This is a genomic window from Flavihumibacter cheonanensis (assembly GCF_022352215.1).
Classification (GTDB): Bacteria; Bacteroidota; Bacteroidia; order Chitinophagales; family Chitinophagaceae; genus Flavihumibacter; species Flavihumibacter cheonanensis.
In genome coordinates, this window is sequence record NZ_JAKRWF010000005.1 from 85,348 (window position 1) to 105,651 (window position 20,304).

At 44.4% G+C, this 20,304-nt stretch carries 12 protein-coding genes; 7 read left to right on the plus strand and 5 right to left on the minus strand.

The window, feature by feature from the left end:
• The first annotated feature begins 3 nt into the window (after positions 1–3).
• Genes MD536_RS19400 through MD536_RS19425 form a run of 6 tightly spaced genes read left to right on the plus strand, consistent with a single transcriptional unit; the run spans position 4 to position 10,995 of the window.
• Positions 4–3,063: a SusC/RagA family TonB-linked outer membrane protein gene (locus MD536_RS19400; RefSeq protein ID WP_239603173.1), complete on the plus strand. Its 3,060-nt coding sequence runs from the start codon at positions 4–6 to the stop codon at positions 3,061–3,063.
• Positions 3,064–3,066: 3 nt separating this feature from the next.
• Positions 3,067–4,758 (plus strand): RagB/SusD family nutrient uptake outer membrane protein, encoded by a 1,692-nt coding sequence (locus MD536_RS19405; protein ID WP_239603175.1) that lies wholly within the window; start codon positions 3,067–3,069, stop codon positions 4,756–4,758.
• A gap of 17 nt (positions 4,759–4,775) precedes the next feature.
• A complete protein-coding gene (locus MD536_RS19410; protein ID WP_239603176.1) occupies positions 4,776–6,497 on the plus strand; it encodes an FAD-dependent oxidoreductase in 1,722 nt (573 codons plus the stop codon).
• Between the two features lie 8 nt (positions 6,498–6,505).
• On the plus strand, positions 6,506–8,026 hold the full coding sequence (locus tag MD536_RS19415; protein WP_239603177.1) for a PQQ-dependent sugar dehydrogenase: 1,521 nt from the start codon (positions 6,506–6,508) through the stop codon (positions 8,024–8,026).
• 3 nt (positions 8,027–8,029) lie between these two features.
• Positions 8,030–9,985, plus strand: coding sequence for an NHL repeat-containing protein (locus MD536_RS19420; RefSeq protein ID WP_239603179.1), 1,956 nt, complete (start codon positions 8,030–8,032; stop codon positions 9,983–9,985).
• Between the two features lie 23 nt (positions 9,986–10,008).
• Positions 10,009–10,995, plus strand: a complete 987-nt coding sequence (locus MD536_RS19425) for a Gfo/Idh/MocA family protein (RefSeq protein ID WP_239603180.1) — start codon at positions 10,009–10,011, stop codon at positions 10,993–10,995.
• Positions 10,996–10,997: 2 nt separating this feature from the next.
• Here MD536_RS19425 and MD536_RS19430 read toward each other — a convergent pair whose 3' ends face one another.
• The 5 genes from MD536_RS19430 to MD536_RS19450 form a co-directional block, all read right to left on the minus strand.
• On the minus strand, positions 10,998–12,746 hold the full coding sequence (locus MD536_RS19430) for a metallophosphoesterase (protein ID WP_239603182.1): 1,749 nt from the start codon (positions 12,744–12,746) through the stop codon (positions 10,998–11,000).
• A gap of 93 nt (positions 12,747–12,839) precedes the next feature.
• Positions 12,840–14,276 (minus strand): TolC family protein, encoded by a 1,437-nt coding sequence (locus tag MD536_RS19435; protein WP_239603184.1) that lies wholly within the window; start codon positions 14,274–14,276, stop codon positions 12,840–12,842.
• Positions 14,209–17,436, minus strand: coding sequence for an efflux RND transporter permease subunit (locus MD536_RS19440; RefSeq protein ID WP_239603186.1), 3,228 nt, complete (start codon positions 17,434–17,436; stop codon positions 14,209–14,211). The genes MD536_RS19435 and MD536_RS19440 overlap by 68 nt, the downstream gene beginning before the upstream one ends.
• Positions 17,437–17,460: 24 nt before the next feature.
• Positions 17,461–18,540 carry an efflux RND transporter periplasmic adaptor subunit gene (locus tag MD536_RS19445; protein ID WP_239603187.1) on the minus strand — a complete coding sequence of 360 codons (1,080 nt, stop codon included), beginning with the start codon at positions 18,538–18,540 and terminating at the stop codon, positions 17,461–17,463.
• Positions 18,541–18,608: 68 nt separating this feature from the next.
• On the minus strand, positions 18,609–19,013 hold the full coding sequence (locus tag MD536_RS19450; RefSeq protein WP_239603189.1) for a hypothetical protein: 405 nt from the start codon (positions 19,011–19,013) through the stop codon (positions 18,609–18,611).
• Between the two features lie 107 nt (positions 19,014–19,120).
• On the opposite strand from MD536_RS19450, the gene MD536_RS19455 reads away from it, so the two are divergent.
• The gene (locus MD536_RS19455; protein ID WP_239603191.1) at positions 19,121–20,179 is read left to right on the plus strand and encodes an acyltransferase family protein; all 1,059 of its coding nucleotides are present in this window, start codon (positions 19,121–19,123) and stop codon (positions 20,177–20,179) included.
• Positions 20,180–20,304: the final 125 nt, after the last annotated feature.

The following is a 20,304-nucleotide window of genomic DNA, read 5'->3' on the forward strand; positions in this document are numbered from 1 at the left end:
ATTATGAGGAGTTACTTAAAAAAAGCTCAATGGAGCGGATTGCTCTTATTGTTGCTTACCATTTTTCAACTGGACGTATTGGGGCAGAGTTTCCAGTTCAGAGGAAAAGTTAAGGACAATCAGGGAAAGCCATTACCGGATGTAAGTGTAATGGTGAAAGGAACCAATACCGGTACTACTACCGGTGCAGACGGTTCTTATGTACTCACCTATTCACAGGGAACTGCTACCCTGGTGTTCTCTTATGTCGGGTACGCAAGCCAGGAACAGTCTGCAAGATCCGGCTCGGATACAGATATCTTTCTTGACCCATCCGGTGATCAGATAGGTGAAGTGGTAGTAATTGGTTACGGTACCCAGAAAAAAGTAAATCTAACGGGAGCCGTTTCCGTCATTGATAATAAAACGCTGAATAGTCGGCCTGTTGCATCTACCTCCCTTGCTTTACAGGGAACTGCTCCGGGTGTTACAGTTACCCAGCAATCCGGTTTGCCCGGTGGAGATGGTGGTACTATACGAATCCGGGGTATTGGTTCTATCAACGCCGGTCAGGATCCCCTGATTCTGGTGGATAATATTGAAATGAGCCTGAATGCCATTGACCCTAACAGTATTGAAAGTATTTCTGTTTTAAAAGATGCGGCTGCTGCGGCCATCTATGGTTCAAGAGCTGCGAATGGGGTTATCCTGATCACAACCAAACGTGGTTCTAAAGGAGTGAATGTAGCCTACAGTGGTTACCTCGCCCAACAAAAGCCAACAGATCTTCCTGAAAAAGTTAGTGCGCTTGATCATATGAAATTATGGGATGTTGCACAGGCTAATGCTGGTTTGCCAGCCGCTTTCACAGACCTTATCCAGGAATATGAAACACTCGGAGCAGATAATTTTGCCCGCTTTGATACAGATTGGAAAGATCTGGTGCTGGTGAACAACGGGCTTATGCACAATCACAACGTAACCGTTTCAGCCGGTAATGATAAAATTAAATTGTTCGGATCGGGAGGTTACCTCGGACAAAATGGATTGACTGCCAATACTGATTTCCAGCGTATTGATCTTCGTTTTAATACAGATATTCAACTCAGCAGCAAGCTTTCAGCTTCGGTTGATCTCGTTTTAAACCGCACCGACCGCAAATGGCCCGGAAATAATTCGCCAACGGGTATCATTCGCTATATGCTGGGACTTCCTGCAATTGCTCCTGGTCGCTTTGATACCGGTGAATGGGGAGAAGGCTGGTCGAATAATAACCCTGCCGCTCAGGCAAAAGATGGTGGATGGGACAAATCATCCACCGATAGCCGCATCGCTACAGCTACCTTGAATTACAAGCCTTTTAAAGGCATGGATATGTTGGTTAGCTACAGCTCCAATTTAGCGGCTACCCGTAGCCGTAAGTTGCAGGGACAATACGATATTTATGAAGCGGATCCTGCCAATAACCAGTTGAATTATGCGCGTTCCTGGCCTACGTTCAATGCGCTGTTTGATAACAATATTCAAACAACCCGTAACCTTTTCCGCGCACAGGCAAGTTATAACCGCGAAATAGGAGACCATGAATTCACCGTATTAGGTGGTTTCACAACGGAAGCATTTAAAACAAGTGGTGTGTATGCTTCCCGTCAGAACCTGCTTTCAGAAAACCTGCCCTACCTGGATGCCGCTGATCCATTGGGACAAACTCTCTCGGGCGGGCTTAATGAATTCACCATGGCTTCTGCATATGCACGTGTGAACTACAGTTATAAGCAGAAATATTTACTGGAAGTAAATGGACGTTTTGATGCCTCTTCCCGTTTTAGAAAAGAAAACTGGTGGAAACTTTTCCCATCTGTATCCGCCGGCTGGAGAATTTCGGAAGAAGCATTCTGGGATCCCATCAAGGATGTTGTGAATAACGCCAAGATTAGAATTTCCTATGGTTCCCTTGGTAATCAGAACTTAAGCGATTATTACCCTACCTATGCTTTGTATGCAGCAGGTTCTGCGTATGATTATTATTTCAATAATGCTGTTAATGCCGGTTACGCACTGACAACTGCAGCAAACCCTTTTATCAAGTGGGAGACTTCCAAAATACTGGACATTGGTTTAGACCTAGGATTGCTCAGGAATCGAATGACTATCACGGCTGATTATTTCCGCCGCGATATCGTTGACATGTTACAGCGCGATAATGTGCCAACCTATGTTGGTCTGGGTGCTCCCTTCATTAATATCGGCAGCATGCGCAACACGGGTTGGGAATTGGGTATCGGCTGGAGAGATCGTATTGGTGAATTCTCCTACAACGCACAATTGAACTTGTCGGATGTGAAGAATGAAGTAATCAACCTGGGTGGCAAAGAATACATCAGCGGATCATTCATAACCAGAGAAGGTATTCCCCTGAATTCTTATTTTGGATACCAGGCCCAGGGTCTATTCCAGTCGCAGGCTGAAATTGATGCAGCACCTTTCCATTTCGGAAATACCAAACCTGGTGATATCCGCTATGCAGATGTAAGCGGTCCGGAAGGCAAGCCTGATAATGTGATCAATGCATTTGACCGTGTTGTGCTGGGTAACTCATTTCCGCGGTATGAATATAGTCTGAACCTTGGTGGGCAATACAAAGGATTTGATTTACAGGTATTCTTCCAGGGCGTGGGTAAGCGCGATAACTATATGTCCGGTACCGGCGCTCAGCCTTTCTTTTCAGCTTCCTTCCAGGGGACTATGTTTGAGCACCAAAAAGATTTCTGGAGTCCGGACAATACCGATGCACGTTATCCCCGTCTGACTCCAAACAGCATTACCAACAACTATTTGACTTCTTCTTATTGGATGCTTTCCTCTTCCTACCTCCGACTGAAGAATCTCGTGTTGGGTTATACGCTGCCTTCTTCCATTCTGACTTATGGTAAAATCAAATCAGCGCGCATTTATGTTGGTGCACAAAATCTGATCACCTGGGATAAATGGTATCCTGGTTTTGACGCAGAGCAAACCAATACTGCCGGGGAATTCTACCCTATTATGAAAACCTTTACTGTTGGACTGAACTTAAACTTCTAAGCAATGAAAAAAACGATCTATATCAGTGGTCTATGCCTGATGCTGGCAGCCACCAGTGGTTGTTCCAAGTTTCTCGACAAACAGCCAATCGATTCTCCTGCCTCCGGAGCATTCCTGAACAATGAGAAAGAAATCAATGTATCCCTGAATGCGGCATATCGTTCTTATTGGGATTTTGGTTTGGTACCCTATCTTTCCGCCAGTGATGCCTGGGCTGATATTGCCATTCTGCGTGCCAATGATTTGGGCGAAGGTACTTTTGATACCTATAATACCCATTCATCCGGCTTGTGGCGTCAGATCTATATTACCATCCAGCGATGTAATACCATTCTCGATGGAATGGTAAGAGCAAAAGGAAATACCCCCGATGCTACCTATAAAAGACTGGAAGCGGAAGCTCGCGTGCTTAGGGCGTATGCGTATCATCACCTGGCTTTCCTGTTTAATGGAGCGCCACTGATTACAAAGCCACTTACACCGGAAGAATTTTACAACCAGTCTCGTGCATCAAAAGCAGATTTGGTAAAATTCGTATACGATGAAATTGATGCTATTGCCGGTTCTCTGAACTGGGCTCCAACTGAAAGAGGTCGTGTAAGTAGAGCTGTTGCTCTCGGAATCAAAGCCCGTACTGCATTGTACAATGGCGATTATTCAATGGCTGCTGCTGCTGCCAAACAGGTCATCGATAATGCCGGCTTATCGCTGAATCCTAATTATGGTGATCTGTTCACCCGTTCAGGCCAGAAACCGAACGCAGGTGGTGAAATCATGTGGGAAATTCTTTATACGGATGCATTGGCAACTTCCCGTACAAATATGCCTCTTGGAAACTGCTCAAGAGCAGCAGGTGGTCAGTCGGGTCGTTTTCCTGCACAACGACTGGTAGATGTTTTCGAAGCTTCGGATGGTTACCGGATTGATGAAAGTGCCATTTATGATCCGAATAATCCACGTGTAAACCGGGATATCCGGCTGAAATACACCGTAGCAATTCCTGGTGATACGGTGAGCATGAACCTCGTGAACTTTGTGTATGATATATATAATCCAACAACCTCTTTTCGAAATGCTGACGGGAGCTGGTCTGTAAAAACAAATGCAGATTTCAATAACGCATTTGGTCCGGCTAAAAGTGGTGTTGGATACCTTTGGTCCAAGTACACCATGACTGACGAAAATGCATTCCAGTCAAGGGTGAGTTACAGCCTGATGCGGTATGCAGAAATTCTGCTCACCTATGCGGAAGCAAAGATAGAACTGGGTGAGGTAGATGAGTCTGTTATTACTGCCATCAACCGGTTGAGAACAAGAGCAAAACTCCCAAATGTTCGTCCGGAAGTGGAAGCAGATATCAATGAAATGCGTGAATTGATTCGCCGCGAGCGGACTGCAGAACTGGCAGTGGAAGGATTCCGTTGGTTTGATATCCGCCGCTGGGGTATTGCAGAATTGGTGATGCCGGGTAAAGTAGTTGGAATTGCAAAAGATCCAAACGATATGCCGGGTATTCCTAACTTTAAAAAGTCGCCAATTCATGATCTGAATAGCATTCCTGATTATACAGATCAACTCGATAAGCGATACACCCGTGAAACAAGGTTCTGGTATCCAAGACTGGAATTCCTGCCCGTTCCACAGGCAGAAATTGATATAAATTCCGGCTTGAGCCAAAACCCGGGTTGGGAATAACTGAAAAATAAAGCTTCATGAAAAGAAGAAATTTTTTAGAAAGGCTGGCGTTGAGCAGCGGTGCCCTGGTAGCGGCACCGCTGACCAGCCTGGCGGAAGAATCGGCAGCAACTGTAAAGAATGCTGATCGTAAAAAGAAACAGCGATTGGAAACCCTTTCTGCTGATGTAGTAATTGCAGGCGCTGGTATGGGCGGATTAGCTGCAGCCCTGGCAGCTCTTCGGAATGGTCAGCGCGTAATACTGACTGAGGAAACGGATTGGATAGGCGGACAAGTATCACAACAGGGTGTTCCTCCGGATGAGCATATGTGGATTGAAACACATGGCGCCCCCAAACTGTATCGGGAATATCGTAACCGGGTTCGGGACTATTATCGGCAACACTATCCCTTAACCGAAGCAGCCCGTCAAAAACCAAATCTCAATCCCGGTGATGGATCGGTCTCCAGAATTTGTCACGAACCTCGTGTAACCGTTGCCGTTTTTATGGATATGCTCGCCCCCTATTTGAGCTCAGGTAAATTGACTTTACTGCTGGAATACAAGGCAGTTGAAGCCGAAGTGAACCAGAATAGGGTTGTTTCACTTGTAGTGAAAGGTAAAAATGATCAACGTAAGGAATTGAAGGCACCCTATTTCGTGGACGCAACGGAGTTAGGTGATTTGCTTCCCATGACTGGAACCGAGTATGTGACTGGAACCGAATCAAAAGCACAGACCGGTGAATTGCATGCACCAGATCTTCCAGATCCTATCAATAACCAGGCATTTACCATGTGTTTTGCCATGGATTATGTTCCTGGTGAAGATCATACAATTCCCAAACCGAAAGAGTATGATTTCTGGAAGGAGCATATTCCTGATCTGAAACCCGAATGGGCTGGTAAATTGCTGGATTTGCATTATTCCGATCCGCGTACCCTGAAGCCCAAAAAACTGGGATTTCATCCGGAAGGAATCTTGATGGGTGATATGCTTAACCTTTGGAACTATCGCAAGATTATCAATAAAAATAATTTTGTTCCTGGAACCTATTCAGGGGATATCACGATCGTAAACTGGCCACAGAACGATTATATGCTTGGTAATATCCTTGAAGTGAGTGAAAAAGAACAACAATGGCATATTTATAGAGCTAAGCAACTGAGTTTGTCATTGCTTTATTGGCTTCAGACGGAAGCGCCCAGGCCGGATGGTGGAAAGGGCTGGCGAGGACTTCGGTTACGCAAAGACGTTATGGGAACCGAAGATGGCCTGGCAAAATATCCCTATGTACGGGAAGCAAGAAGAATCAAAGCCTTGTTTACAGTGAAGGAAGAGCATGTTGGAAAAGAACAGCGGGCACAGGTTTCGGGAGACCCTGCAGTAAAATGGGCCGCCCCCTTTGAAGACAGTGTTGGAGTTGGTTATTATCATATTGATCTGCACCCTTCCAGTAATAAGGTGAATTATGTTGATTTTGGATCACTTCCTTTTCAGATTCCTTTGGGTTCACTGATTCCTGTTCGAATGGAAAATTTGTTGCCAGCCAATAAGAATATTGGAACTACCCATATTACCAATGGCTGTTTCCGATTACATCCGGTTGAATGGAGCATTGGAGAAGCAGTAGGCTGTTTAGTCGCTTATGCAAAACAGAGTAATCTGAATCCAAAGCAGGTACGCGAACAAAAACTAAAAGATTTTCAACAATTCATAGTGGGGCAGGGTATTGAACTCGATTGGCCCCGGAATTAAGTAATCAAATGAAATGGAAACAATTGGCAGTCCTGGCTTCATCAGCCGGACTGTTTTTCTCTTGTGGTGGATCAGCTGAAAAAAATGCTTTTACGGATTTACCACTAGCGTATACTGTACAACTAAATGAGACTGTTCTTGGAATTCAGTCCGTAGCAGATTCGCTGGATGTTCCCTGGGAAATCTGTTGGGGATTTGATCAACGTTTATGGATAACTGAACAGGGTGGAACAGTCAGTACAATTGATCCGGTGAATGGAATAAAAAAACAATTGTTGCAGATTCCACAGGTATGGAGAAAGCGCTCAACCGGATTACTTGGTATGGCATTGCATCCGGATATGAAATCCAACCCCTTTGTGGTATTGAATTATACCATGTTGAAAGATTCCGTTCCTGTATCGCGATTGGTTCGCTATGAATACAGGTCAGATACACTTATTAACGAAAAAATCCTACTTGAGATTCCGGGTAACACAGGGCACAACGGATCGAGAGTATTAATTCAGAACTCTGGAAAAATAATATGGGCAACGGGTGATATCGCGAAAGATGAAAACGCCCAAAATCTGAATTCACTGAATGGGAAAATTTTGCGTATTAACCCCGACGGCAGTATTCCTGCAGATAATCCTGATCCCAATAGCTATGTGTATGCCTGGGGCTTCCGGAATATTCAGGGACTTGCATTAACTGATAAAGATGTATTGTATGCAGCAGAACATGGAGATGCAACGGATGATGAAGTCAATCTGATTCAAGCTGCCAGGAATTACGGATGGCCACTGATTCCGGGAACGGTCAATACCAGTCGGGAAGATTCCATTTCCAGAAAAATTGCTATTGAATATCCTTTGAAAGCCTGGACACCTACCATTGCTCCAGCGGGTATGGTATATTACCATGGCAACATATCCGAATGGAATCATTCATTGTTGCTTGCTACATTGAAAGCACAATCCCTGCATGTGTTGAAATTGTCAGACGATGGGCATCAAATTATTTCAGATTCGATTTATCTGGGTTCCGTCTTTGGCCGGTTCAGGGCAATCTGTGCTTCTCCTAACGGTGATGTATACCTGTCTACCAGTAACCGCGACTGGAATCCGCCTAAAGGATTTCCGGTAAATGGCGATGATCGGATCCTGCGGATTTTTACCTTAACCAAAGAGCAAATAGAAGAAAACAAGTCCTTAATAGCCCAAAATGCATTGGTCTCAGCAGAGAAACTGCAGCATCCGGGACAACTGATCTATCAACAATATTGTGCCTCCTGTCATAAGGAAGATGGAAGCGGTGTAAAGGGTAGTTTTCCGGCACTTACCGGTTCACCTAAAGTTACCGGTAATGCATCGGATCTGATCCGGCTGGTTTGGAATGGTAGTGGTAGAGAACCACAAATGCCTGCCTTTAATTTTTTAACTGAAGATGAACTGGCAGGGGTTTTATCCTATATACGGACCAGCTGGGGAAATGAAGCACATGATATAACAGCAGGTGCTGTAAGGAATGCAATAAAAAAGAAATAAGCGATGAAAAAAATCAGTTCGGTTCTATTGATTGCATTTAGTGTGTTGTTGGCAACCAAAAGCCAGGCACAGATTTCCTCCAGGGATCTTGGACCGCAGGTTACCGCTTCTGTAATTCAGGGATCTGTTTTTGTAAGAACGGGAGAAGGGAGTGAATACCTGTATACCGTGCTTCGTGGCAGGCCAGCCAGTTTGCTTGGATTTTCATTGGATGGAAATAAAAAAATTCTGGATCAGCCACTTTCGGGTACGGATGGCAGTTGGGACCTGGTAGTAAGTACCGATGGCATAGTTTATATAGCCGGAGCTAACGGCCACCTGTTCAGTCATTTTCCTGGAACTGATATGGTACAGGATATAGGAATTCCATTGGCAGGGGAGAAGCTCATATGGGATATGACTGCAGGTAAAAGTGGTGAAATCTTTGGCGGTACTTATCCGGGTTGCCGTGCTTTTCGGTATCATCCAAAAGAAGGTTTTACCGATATTGGAAAGGGACCGGTGGTTGAAGGCGAACAATATCTTAGAAGTATTGAGTATCATGCAACTGATGACAAACTCTATGCAGGTATTGGATCACATGCGAACCTGGTAGAGATCGATCCGCGTACAGGAAAAAAATCTGACTGGCTGCCGGAGCAATACAAGGATCAGCAGTATATCTATTCAATTGGATTGGTAAATGGATTAAAAAAAGGAGACCTGCTTTTTGGCTGGCTTACCAGCAGCACACAGCGCAGAACCCTTGTGTTCAATCTCAGAACAGATCAATTGGAGACAGTGCTGGAGGATTTTGATGTGCGATCTGTTATTAAATCGCGCAGTAATCAAAAGGTATATTTTACACAAGATGGAAGTCTGATAGAGGCAGATTTTTCAAAAACCAGACCCACGCTGAAAAAAATCACACAAACAGGAATGGCCGGATTAGCCAGTTACTGGGATAAAACCGGTAGCCTGCGAATGATTGGACAAGGAGGTAAACTTCTTAGCTATGATCCGAAAACCAGCAAACATACAATCGCCAAACTGGAATTGCCTCGCAGACCCATCGACATACAATCTATTGGCGTTGCTCCGGATGGTAAGGTTTGGATTGGAGGATACCTGGCAGGCGGACATGCAGTGTATAATCCGGTTACCCAAACCACAACAGCATTAGACGGACTGGATCAAACAGAAGGCCTGGCATTTAAAGGAGATACGCTCTATTTGGGAATTTATCCTAAATCCCATGTGTACTTGTATGATATGCGCAAAGCATGGATGCCGGATCACAATCAACCCCGTCACCTGGGAAAATTAAAGGGGCAGGACCGGCCTTTTGCTGTATTGCCTATGCAATTCATGAATAAAGTGTTTTTTGGTAAGGTTCCGGATTACGGAAAATTGGGTGGAGCATTGGTGGAATATGATATTGAATTGGATACACTGATTCAGTTTGATGAGGTGGTTTCCAAACAATCGGTCATAAGCCTGGTGGAAGCAAAGGGGTTGGTAATTGGAGGAACCTCTATATCTGGCGGACTAGGTATTCAGCCTGTTGAAAAAGAAGGTAAACTCTTTATCTGGGATCCGGTACAACGACGTAAAGTGGAAGAAATCATTCCTGTTCCAGGTGCTATTGCAATTACCGGACTTTCCGTTGCGCCGGATGGCAAAATCTGGGGTTTTGCTCAGGGAATTGTATTTGTATATGATCTTGAAAAACGCAAAGTAACTGCTATGAGCAGCGTCTATCCTGCAAAGCCAGTTGGATCTCATGTATGGCGGAATGCGTTTATTGTGCATCATCCTAACGGTAATGTGTATATGTCAGCAAATAATGATATTTTTCAGGTTGATCCAAAAACAATGGCAGTAACCAGGATCCTGGAAGGAGCTGGTATGCTGATCATGGATAAAAATGGTACGCTGTATTATAAAAAATCAACCAACCTGTTTCGATTAGAACTTTAATTGTTAACCCTTAACTCAAGATTATGAACAGGCGACATTTCCTATTTCAGTCCTCTCTTGCAGGAGCTGCCCTTGTAAGCCCGGGATGGTTACTGGCTGCAAAAGAAGAGGGTGTACTTGCAGGAAAACGAATTGGTATTATCGGACTGGATACTTCCCATAGCATCGCGTTTACCAAGTGGTTTAACCGGGAAAATGTAGAAGCCGAAACCGGAGGATATAAGGTGGTGGCGGCTTATCCGCATGGCAGCCTGGATATTGTTTCATCCACTTCCCGTATTGCTCCAAATACGGAAGAAATGAAAAAAATGGGAGTAGTCATTACATCCTCTATCGCAGAATTACTGGACCAGGTAGATGTAGTTTGCCTTGAAACCAATGATGGTCGACGTCACCTTGAACAGGCACTGGAAGTATTCAAATCGGGCAAAACCGTTTTCATCGACAAGCCGGTAACAGCATCTTTAAAGGATGCCATCTCGCTTTACGAGGCGGCTGAGCAGTTTAAAGTGCCGGTATTTTCAAGTTCTTCGCTTCGTTATACAGCCAATACCAAATTGGTGGCTAAGGGTGATTTCGGAGCTGTATTGGGTGCTGATACATATAGTCCGGCTACGATTGAAAAAACACATCCGGATTTGTTCTGGTATGGTATTCATGGAGTGGAAATGTTATATGCTGTAATGGGTACCGGCTGCCGTTCAGTATATCGTTCTTATAGTACAGATACCGACCTTGTAATTGGTGAATGGGCAGATGGCCGCATTGGAACCTTTCGTGGAACCAGGAAAGGGAAGGCTGATTTTGGCGGAACTGCTTTCTGTGAAAAAGCAAATGTTCAGTTAGGCCCCTTTACGGGCTATGTTCCATTACTGGAAGAGTTAGTTAAATTTTTTCAAACCGGGATTTCTCCTGTATCATCAAAAGAAACAATTGAGCTTGTCTCTTTTATGGAAGCAGCCGACAAGAGTCGCAAAAGGAGAAAGAAAATAACGCTGGCAGCAGGTTGATATTATTTTACCCAGGTACCTGAGCCCGGATAATTTTCTTTTGAATCCCATTTGGGTTTCCAGAATAATATTGCAGCTTCTGTACTGGTTGGATCATCCTGGTCCATATAGCCAACATTGAGTCGGAATGTTCCATCCACTTTTAGGAATTCTTTTTTGGGAAGTCTTAGGGTTACTGTTATTTCGTCCTCCTTCAGTGTGCTTGAAATCTGTGGTTTTATCTTAACCGGATGCCCATCCAAAGTAGTAAACTTGAAGTTTTTAATTTGTTTCGGATCCGGATGTATTGTCAGTAAGAATTTCTGCTGATTTTTATCTTCCAGGTATACCAATAGTTGGTCCTGGTAATCTCCGGCTTGAAATATGAAGTTGTCATCTTTTATAAAGTACTTCAGCAGTAAATAATTATCATTTTCCCCTACAGTAAATCGCAAATCAAGATCTTCTGTTCCGGACCAATCCCAGTCTTCGATTACCTGTTCCGGATGATCCAGCCGGATGATTTCATTCTTCCTTATCGAAAATGGCCAGTCAATGAGTAGTCTTTTTTTAGCTGGCAGGCTATACGATCTGTCCTCCAGTATCTGACTGGCTTGTAGCTCTAGTTCAATGGGTGGCAAATCCTTCAGTTGGAAGGCGCGCTTTGTTGCGTGTTCGATTTTAAAAGAATAGTTGATGCTTGCACCTGGAGCAAGAATGGTATCAATACGTTCAGGAATGGATTTAAAATAGGTGCTATTCGGAAGGCTGCCGCTGATACTTAGTGGTGTTTGATTGGGGTTTTTGAATTGTAGGGTGGGGGTGATTTCGGTTGAATTATCAGACGAATGCCGATATGCAATTGGCTGCATCCAACTACCGGATTTAAGGGGACGGATTTTTTTGGCAATTTCTTCTGTGACGATGTTTTCATCAATAATTCCGTCCAGTTTGATATGTGCAACGATGGGCTCCTTTTTATCCTGTAAGCTAACCCAGGTAATATGATCAAATTCGCCGAACTCTTCACCTCGTCGTTCGCTTCCGCCTCCGGAAGTGGCGAGGATATAATACTTATGGTTGTTCCGTTTGCTAAGCAGGTAGTTATGAGTATGACCCGCAAATATGGTGAAGTTCCTTCCCTCCAATGCTTCTTCTATTTTCTCAAAACCGCTTTTGTTGGATGTCCACATGGGCTGGTGCATAAACACAAAAGTCCACCGGACTTTTTGATGTTGCTGCAAAACAGTTCTGAAATACGAAATCTGCGATTCCGACATACCATAAGCGCCATTATCCTGCGAATTCAGGCAAAGAAAAAGCGTGTTTCTATAAACGAAGAAATAATGGGATTGGCCATATCGTCTGATCCACTCCTGTTGCATCCAGGAATTACTGATATCATGATTGCCCGATACATAAAAAAATGGAACGCTAAGCGGTTCCAGTAGTTGGTTGAATTCTTTCCACTGTGTATCAATCAATATAGAATCCGTAGAATATCCATTGATCAGATCTCCTACAGACATGATAAACTGTGGTTGTAATTGATTTGCTTTTTTTACGGCATCCTCAAAAATACCTGGCACCATTCCACCGGTTCGGTCGCTCAATATGGCAAACTGAACCAGGTTAGTATCATTGTTAAAGCGCATATGGGTAACAGGTAATTTGTTTCCTGTATTTTTTTCTGAAAGGATGGATTCCTGTTGTGCAAAACAGTTTGTCCTAGCCAGGAGAAAACATCCTGCGAGTATGCTGCTGAATTTCATGGCAAATGGTTTTGTTACCCAGTACCGTAAAATAGGGAATAAAAAAAGCAATGACAGAAACCTGCCATTGCTTTGCGCATATTGATGTGATTTTTACTTCCAGCCACCACCCAGGGCATGGTAAAGGTTAATAGAAGCCTGCCATTGTTTTAATTTGGTTTCCACCAGTTCAAACCGGGCTTCCAGTGCTTCCCGCTGGGTAAACAGTACTTCGGTATAATCTGCTCTGGCAGCATTAAATAAGCGATTCGAAATGTCCACCGATAGAACCAGATCTTCCACCTGCTGTTTCTTTTGCAGGTAACTGTTTTCAAGGTTGCTGATATTGGATACCTGGTTTTTGGTTTCCAGGAATGCGCTTAACAATTTCTGTTCGTACTTATATACCAGTTGCATTTGTTTGGAGTTGGCATTCAGGTAAGAGGCTTTCAACGCATTCCGGTTGATCAGCGGAGCTGCCAGGTCTCCCATCAATGAAAACAGCATGGATTCCGGCGCTTTGAAGAGGTAACCCGGATTAAAGGCTCCGAATCCAATAGCCGATTGAATGCCAAGCGATGGGTAAAACTGTGCTCTTGCCACACTCACATCCAGTTTGGCTGCAGACAATTCCAATTCCGATTGCCTGATATCCGGACGGTTAAACAGCAATTGAGTTGGTAGTCCTGTTTGCAGGGCAGGTACCAGGCTTTTTTCAAAATCACCCCGGTTTCTTGGAATGGGTTGTGGAAATCGACCCAATAAAAAATTAATTCGGTTCTCCGTTTCCGTTATCTGTTGCCGGATATGGAATTCCATACTTCGGGTACTGGCCAGTTGTGCATCAAATCTTCGTACAGCCAGTTCCGTTACCTTGGTTGCCTCTTTCTGCACTTTTACCAGTTCATACGCATTTTGTTGAATGGCAATATTCTGTTGCAGAATTTCCAATTGTTTGTCAAGTGCCAGTAATTCATAATAGGAGCTTGCAATTTCAGCTACCAGGTTGGTGACCATGAAGTTTCTCCCTTCCATACTTGCCAGGTACCTTAAACTGGCAGCTTTTGTTGCATTGCGCAATTTGTGCCAGATATCTACTTCCCAGCTGGCATAGGCGCCTATGCCAAATTCGCCCAGGGGCTCCGGCATTTCTTTTCCAGGTTTGATTTCCGTTGTTGCTTCCAGTGCTCCTATATTGGTATACCTCGGAACTTTGGTTGCTCCAGCACCGGCTTTTACGCCAACAAAAGGCAGGTATTCGCCTTTTCTTGCACGGATTTCATTTTTGCTGATTTCTATTTCCTGAAGTAGGATATTCAACTCCTGGTTATGCGCAAGTGCAGTATCTATTAATGCACCCAGATCCGGATCAGTAAAGATGGTTTTCCAGTTAATTGAGGCACTGTTCGTGCTGTCAGTTGTAGCACCGGAATAACTTTCTGGTACAGTGTTGCTGACCTCCCTTTTTACCAGTGCCGGCAGTTTACAACTGCCCAGTAGCAGGGTCGTCAGTACGATCCAGCTGTATTTTTGGATGTTTCTTTTTTGCATGATGTGAAAATTCTTCTGTTAATGGGGTGTCTTCTTCTTTTTTGATGAGTTTACGTCCGTCTGCCAGGCTTCCGAATACATAATAGAGTCCGGGTACTACAATTACTCCAAACACGGTTCCTAACAACATGCCGCCCGCTGAGGAAGCTCCAATAGTACGGTTGCCGATTGCACCCGGACCAGTAGCCACCAATAACGGTAATAAGCCGGCAATGAAGGCAAAGGAGGTCATTAGGATCGGGCGGAAACGCACTTTGGCTCCTTCAATCGCCGCTTCCAATACGGTAAATCCTTCCTGTCGTTTCTGGATAGCAAATTCTACAATCAATACCGCATTTTTACCGAGGAGTCCGACCAGCATTACCAGCCCTACCTGCGCATAAATATCATTCGCGAGGCCCATCATTTTCAAAAACAGGAAAGCTCCGAACACACCGGCCGGTAAGGAAAGAATCACTGCTAGTGGAATAATAAAACTTTCGTATTGGGCCGCCAGCACGAGGTACACAAATCCAAGTACAATCAGAAATATATAAAGGGATTCATTACCTCTCTGTACCTCATCTTTGGAAAGTCCCAGCCAGTCGATATCATAGCCTTTCGGTAAGGTTTCTTTGGCAACCTCTTTGATCACATCAATAGCCTGTCCGCTACTATAACCGGGTGCCGGAGAACCATTAATTGCGGAGGAAGTGTACATATTATAACGGGTAATCTCATTCATGCCCTGAGATTTTTTGATCTTCATAAAGGCCGAATAAGGCACCATTTCATCCCGGTTGTTTTTTACATAGAGTTGCATCAGATCGCTGGGCATTTCCCGGTATTTTGCATCTGCCTGCACATATACCTTGAAGAAAGTTCCAAAGCGGATAAAACCCTGTTCATACGTACTCCCAATAAGGATGGATAGATTATCCATTGCCTTGCCAATGGACACGCCTTTCTGCATGGCAGCCTGGTTGTCAATCTCCAACTCATACTGCGGATAGTTCGCAGCAAAAAAGGTAAAGAGCCCGGTTAACTCTTTTCTTTTTTCCAGGGCTTCCATAAAAGCAGTATTCACTTCACCGAATGCCTTATAGTCGCCCGTGTTGGTTTTATCCAGCAAACGAAGAGAGAAACCACCTGTTGCACCATAACCCGGAACCGCTGGTGGTTCAAAGAATTCGATGGTGGCGCCTGGTATTGTTTTGGCTTCTGATTCCAGCTCTTCAATGATCTCGTGAACCGATTGCTTTCTTTCCGACCAGTTTTTTAGGTTGATCAGACAGGTTCCTGCATTAGAGCCCCGGCCCTCCGTCATGATTTCATACCCGGCCAAAGCCGACACAGATTGCACGCCTTCATTTTTTTCACAGATTTCCTGCAATTTGCGGGCGATATCATTGGTGCGTTCGAGGGTAGAACCGGGTGGCGTTTGAATAATCGCATAGATCATACCCTGGTCTTCTCCCGGAATGAATCCGGAAGGAAGCGCTGCTGTTGTAAACAGGATGCTGGCACAAAAAGCAATCAGCATACCGAATGTTAACACCCTGCGATGGGTGATCACCCGAAGGAACTTTGTATAAGAACCTAACAGACCATTAAACTTCCGGTTAAACCAATCGATAAACAGGTTGATGGGTGTTTTCTTTTTTGGTTTGCCATGGTTGTTTTTCAGGATCATTGCACAGAGTACCGGTGTAAGGGTAAGTGCCACAATACCCGAGATCACAATGGAACTGGCCATGGTAATGGAAAACTGCCGATAGAATACTCCCACCGGTCCACTCATAAATGCAACCGGTACAAATACCGCTGTCATTAAGAGGGTAATGGCGATGATCGCACCGCTGATTTCATTCAATACCTGTTTGGTAGCCTTATAAGGGTTTAAATTTTCTTCTTCCATTTTGGCATGCACGGCTTCCACTACTACAATCGCGTTGTCCACCACAATACCAATGGCCAATACAAGGGCGAAGAGCGTAATCAGGTTGATCGTAATTCCGAAAAACTTCATCGCCATAAAGGCACCAACCAGGGAAACCGGTACCGCTAGTGTGGGAATTAACGTTGATCGCCAATCGCCCAGGAAAACAAATACTACCAGGGCTACCAGTATAAATGCTTCTGTAAGGGTATGGATAACTTTCTCAATAGAGGCATCCAGGAAGGTGGATACATCATAACTGATCTGGTATTCCATTTCCGGAGGGAAAGATGTCTTTTTAATCTCCTCCAGTTTCTCCTTTACTTCCTTAATTACCTCTGTTGCGTTACTGCCATAGGTTTGTTTCAATACAATGGCCGCAGAAGGGTGATTGTCGAGGTTGGAATAGATATCATAAAATTCACTTCCGAGTTCAACTTCCGCCACATCTTTCAAGTGCAATATCTCTCCATCCGGAGTAGCACGTATGATGATGTCTTCGTATTGCTCGGGTTTATTGTAACGGCCAGGGTAGGTTAATACATATTCCAGCGACTGAGAGCGTTTTCCCGTGCTTTGTCCCAGTCGGCCCGGAGATCCGATAACACTTTGCTCCGCCATCGCTTCCATCACTTCTTCTGTGGATACATTATAGGCTCGCATGCGATCCGGCTTCAGCCAGATTCGCATGGCATATTGCCGGCTACCCAGGATTTTCGCACTACCTACTCCTTTCAGTCGGCTTAATTCCGGAATGATATTGACATTGGCAAAATTGTAGGCGAATTTTTCGTCCACATTTTTGTTGGTGCTGAAAACGTTCACGTACATCAGCATATTGGGAGAAGTATAGCTAACTACCAATCCCTCCCGTTGAACCAATGGCGGCAGGCGGTTGGTGACCTGTTCGATTCTTGTCTTGACATTTACCATTGCCTGACTGGGGTCGGTTTCCAGGTCAAATACTACCTGGATCGTGGCTTCACCAGCACTGGTGGCATCGGATGTCATGTACTTCATACCAGGTGTTCCGTTGATGGCTTTTTCCATCGGGATGAGCACGGATTCCACCAATACATTGGCACTGGCTCCGGGGTAGGCTACGTTTACTACTACCATCGGTGGGGCAACAGAAGGGAATTGCGAAACCGGAAGGGTTTCGATCGACAGGATACCCATGAAAATAATCACCACGGAGATGACAATCGCGAGTACCGGTCGCTGCATAAACATTTTAAACATGTTCTTCAGTTTTGAGGTTCGGGATTATTTCACCGGCAGTTTGAGGGAATTCAGCACGGCTTTCGGATCTTCTGTCTGGAATTGAATTTTATCGCCGTCCTGCACTTTACGGATACCTTCCAGCAGGATATTTTCTCCTGGTTTCAGGCCGCCGTTTACGACAAATAAATCTTCCAGTTCCGCACCTACTTTGATTTCACGTGTATGAACAGTATTGTCCTTATCTACTATGTAAACAAAGATTTTATCCATCACTTCAAAACTTGCTTTTTGTGGTACCAGGATGGCCTGCTTTAATGCTTCTTTAACCAGTATATTTCCTGTTTCTCCATTTCTTAAAAGTCCTTTTGGGTTAGGGAAAGTGGCTCTGAAAGAAATGTTCCCGGTTTCATAATCAAAATCCGCCTCAATGGTTTCTACCTTTCCTTTTTGCGGAAAAATTTGCTGGTTGGCCATGCGTAATTCAACAGGTTGATTTTTGATATCACTGTTATTAAAGAGATTCAGATATTCTGCTTCCGGTACATTGAAATACACCCACATGTGGCTATTGTCAGATAGATGCGTGAGCAGATCACCTTCATCCAACAGACTGCCTTTCCTAACAAGAAAGCGATCGATCATGCCATTGAAGGGGGCATATATACTGGTAAACTGCAGGTGAACATTTTTAATATTGAGCTCTGCCTTCGCTTTGTTCAGTCTTGCTTTAGCCATTGCCAGCTCATTGGGAGAAACAATATTCGATTCAGCCAGTTTTTGTGTGTTCTGGTATTCGATCTCAGCAAATTCAACTTCTGCTTTTGCTTTCTGCGCCTCGGCATCATATAACTGAGGCATGATTTTAAAGAGCAACTGTCCTTTTTTAACAGCTTGTCCTTCGTCTATATAAATATCCTGGAGATAACCTCTTTCCTGGGCCCGAACTTCAATATGTTGAATCGAACGGATCTGGGCTACATATTCTCTTTCCAGTACGGTATCTATAATTAGTGGTTGGGTTACGATAAAATGAGTAGTGGTTTCTTTTTCTTCCGCTTTATGTCCACATCCTGTACTGGCCAGTAATACATACAGACCAGCAAGCACGAAAATTTGCTTCATGTAAATAGGAGATTTAATCAAAAAAATAAAAGGCAGTAATAAATGAGAAAGCTTGGGGGAGAACTCTATTAAATGCGGAAGATTTGCAGGGAACTCAATCGTTCGCTGGTGGATAGCTGGGTAATTGGCAGATTGCCGGTAAATGGAACAGCTTCCAGTTCAAATTCGGGATCGGGCTGTCCAAATAAAATACTGATGCAGATGGATAACTGCCGGTTGCCTAATTCAAGTATCCAGAACTGTTGTTTGTCTTCGGATTCTTCAAAAAACAGCAACTCTTCCGGCCTTTCTGGTAGCGGCGCGTTGATCCATTGATTTTCGGAATGTGAAAGGGTTTTATCCTGGGTGGAAAATTGTTCCTGGTGAAACCTGCCCTGGGTTGAATGAGATTTTCCGGCTTCTCCATGAAAGCCAATAACTGTCAGTACTACTAACAGAAGGCAGGGAATCCGTATATTTTTCAACCAGCTCATTCGGCGCCGGAAAATTACTCAAAATAAATTCAACACAAACGTTTGCCTGTTGCTAATTCGCCGAAACAGGCATAAATTAAACAGATTTAAACTTTTTTTAGAAGTATATGGCGAAACGACTGCTTTCCCTGGATGTCATGCGCGGGTTGATCATGATCCTGCTCGCTGCTGAAAGCACTTCTCTTTACAGCCGGCTCGATAAGGCCGCAGCGGGAACCTGGTTGCAGCGGGTAACTGAGCAGTTCTTTCACCACGACTGGCATGGACTTCGGTTCTGGGATCTGATTCAGCCAGGCTTTATGACGATGGCCGGTTCAGCCATGTTTCTATCATTTTATTTCAAACAACAAAAGGGAATAACCTGGCAGGACAATCTTCCTCATATTCTGTTCCGTTGCCTTAAGCTTTTTCTCTGTGGAACGGCCCTGCATTGTGTATATAGTGGCAAACTGGTTTGGGAACTCTGGAATGTATTGACACAGCTTGCGTTCACTACCCTTATCGCTTATCTGATTATCCGAAAATCTTACCTGGTTCAGGCATTGGTGAGCTTCGGCCTGATCCTGCTTTCGGAGGTTCTTTACCGGACTGTGCTGGTGGGTGAATTCAATCAGCCGTTCGTGATGGGAAAGAATTTTGGGTCTTTTACCGATATGCTCGTGATGGGTAAGATCAATTCCGGGGGTTGGGTATTTGTCAATTTTATTCCAACCAGTGCCCATACAATCTGGGGTGTACTGGCCGGGAAACTGCTGGTGGATGATCGGTTTCAAACAGGGCAGAAACTCCGGTACCTCATCAGTAGCGGAACGGCGCTGTTATTGGTTGGCTATGCAGCTGACCTGGGCGGACTATCACCCATCATTAAACGCATCTGTACGGGTTCATTTGTACTGGTATCAGGCGGCTGGGTGTTAGTTTTTATGGCTTTTTTTTACTGGCTGACCGATATCCGGCAGGCGAACAGGTATGCCTGGATTTTAACCGTCGTGGGTATGAATGCCATTTTTATCTACCTCTTTTTTGAAACCGTCGGCCATCAGTGGCTCAATGGTGTGGTGGCTATCTTTGTGCAGCAGCCCATCCTGGCTTCCCTTGCCACTCTTTTTATCCTCTGGTATCTCTGTTATTTCCTCTCCAAAAAGAAAATCTTCTTTAAGCTTTAATGAGGTTGTTTGAATAAGTACTATGGCACTTTTTTATACAAAAGATTGCCCGAAATGGAACATATTCGTAGGGTAAGTTTAACGATTTAGTTAACGATTAAATAACCTGTTCGTAACGATTGCCC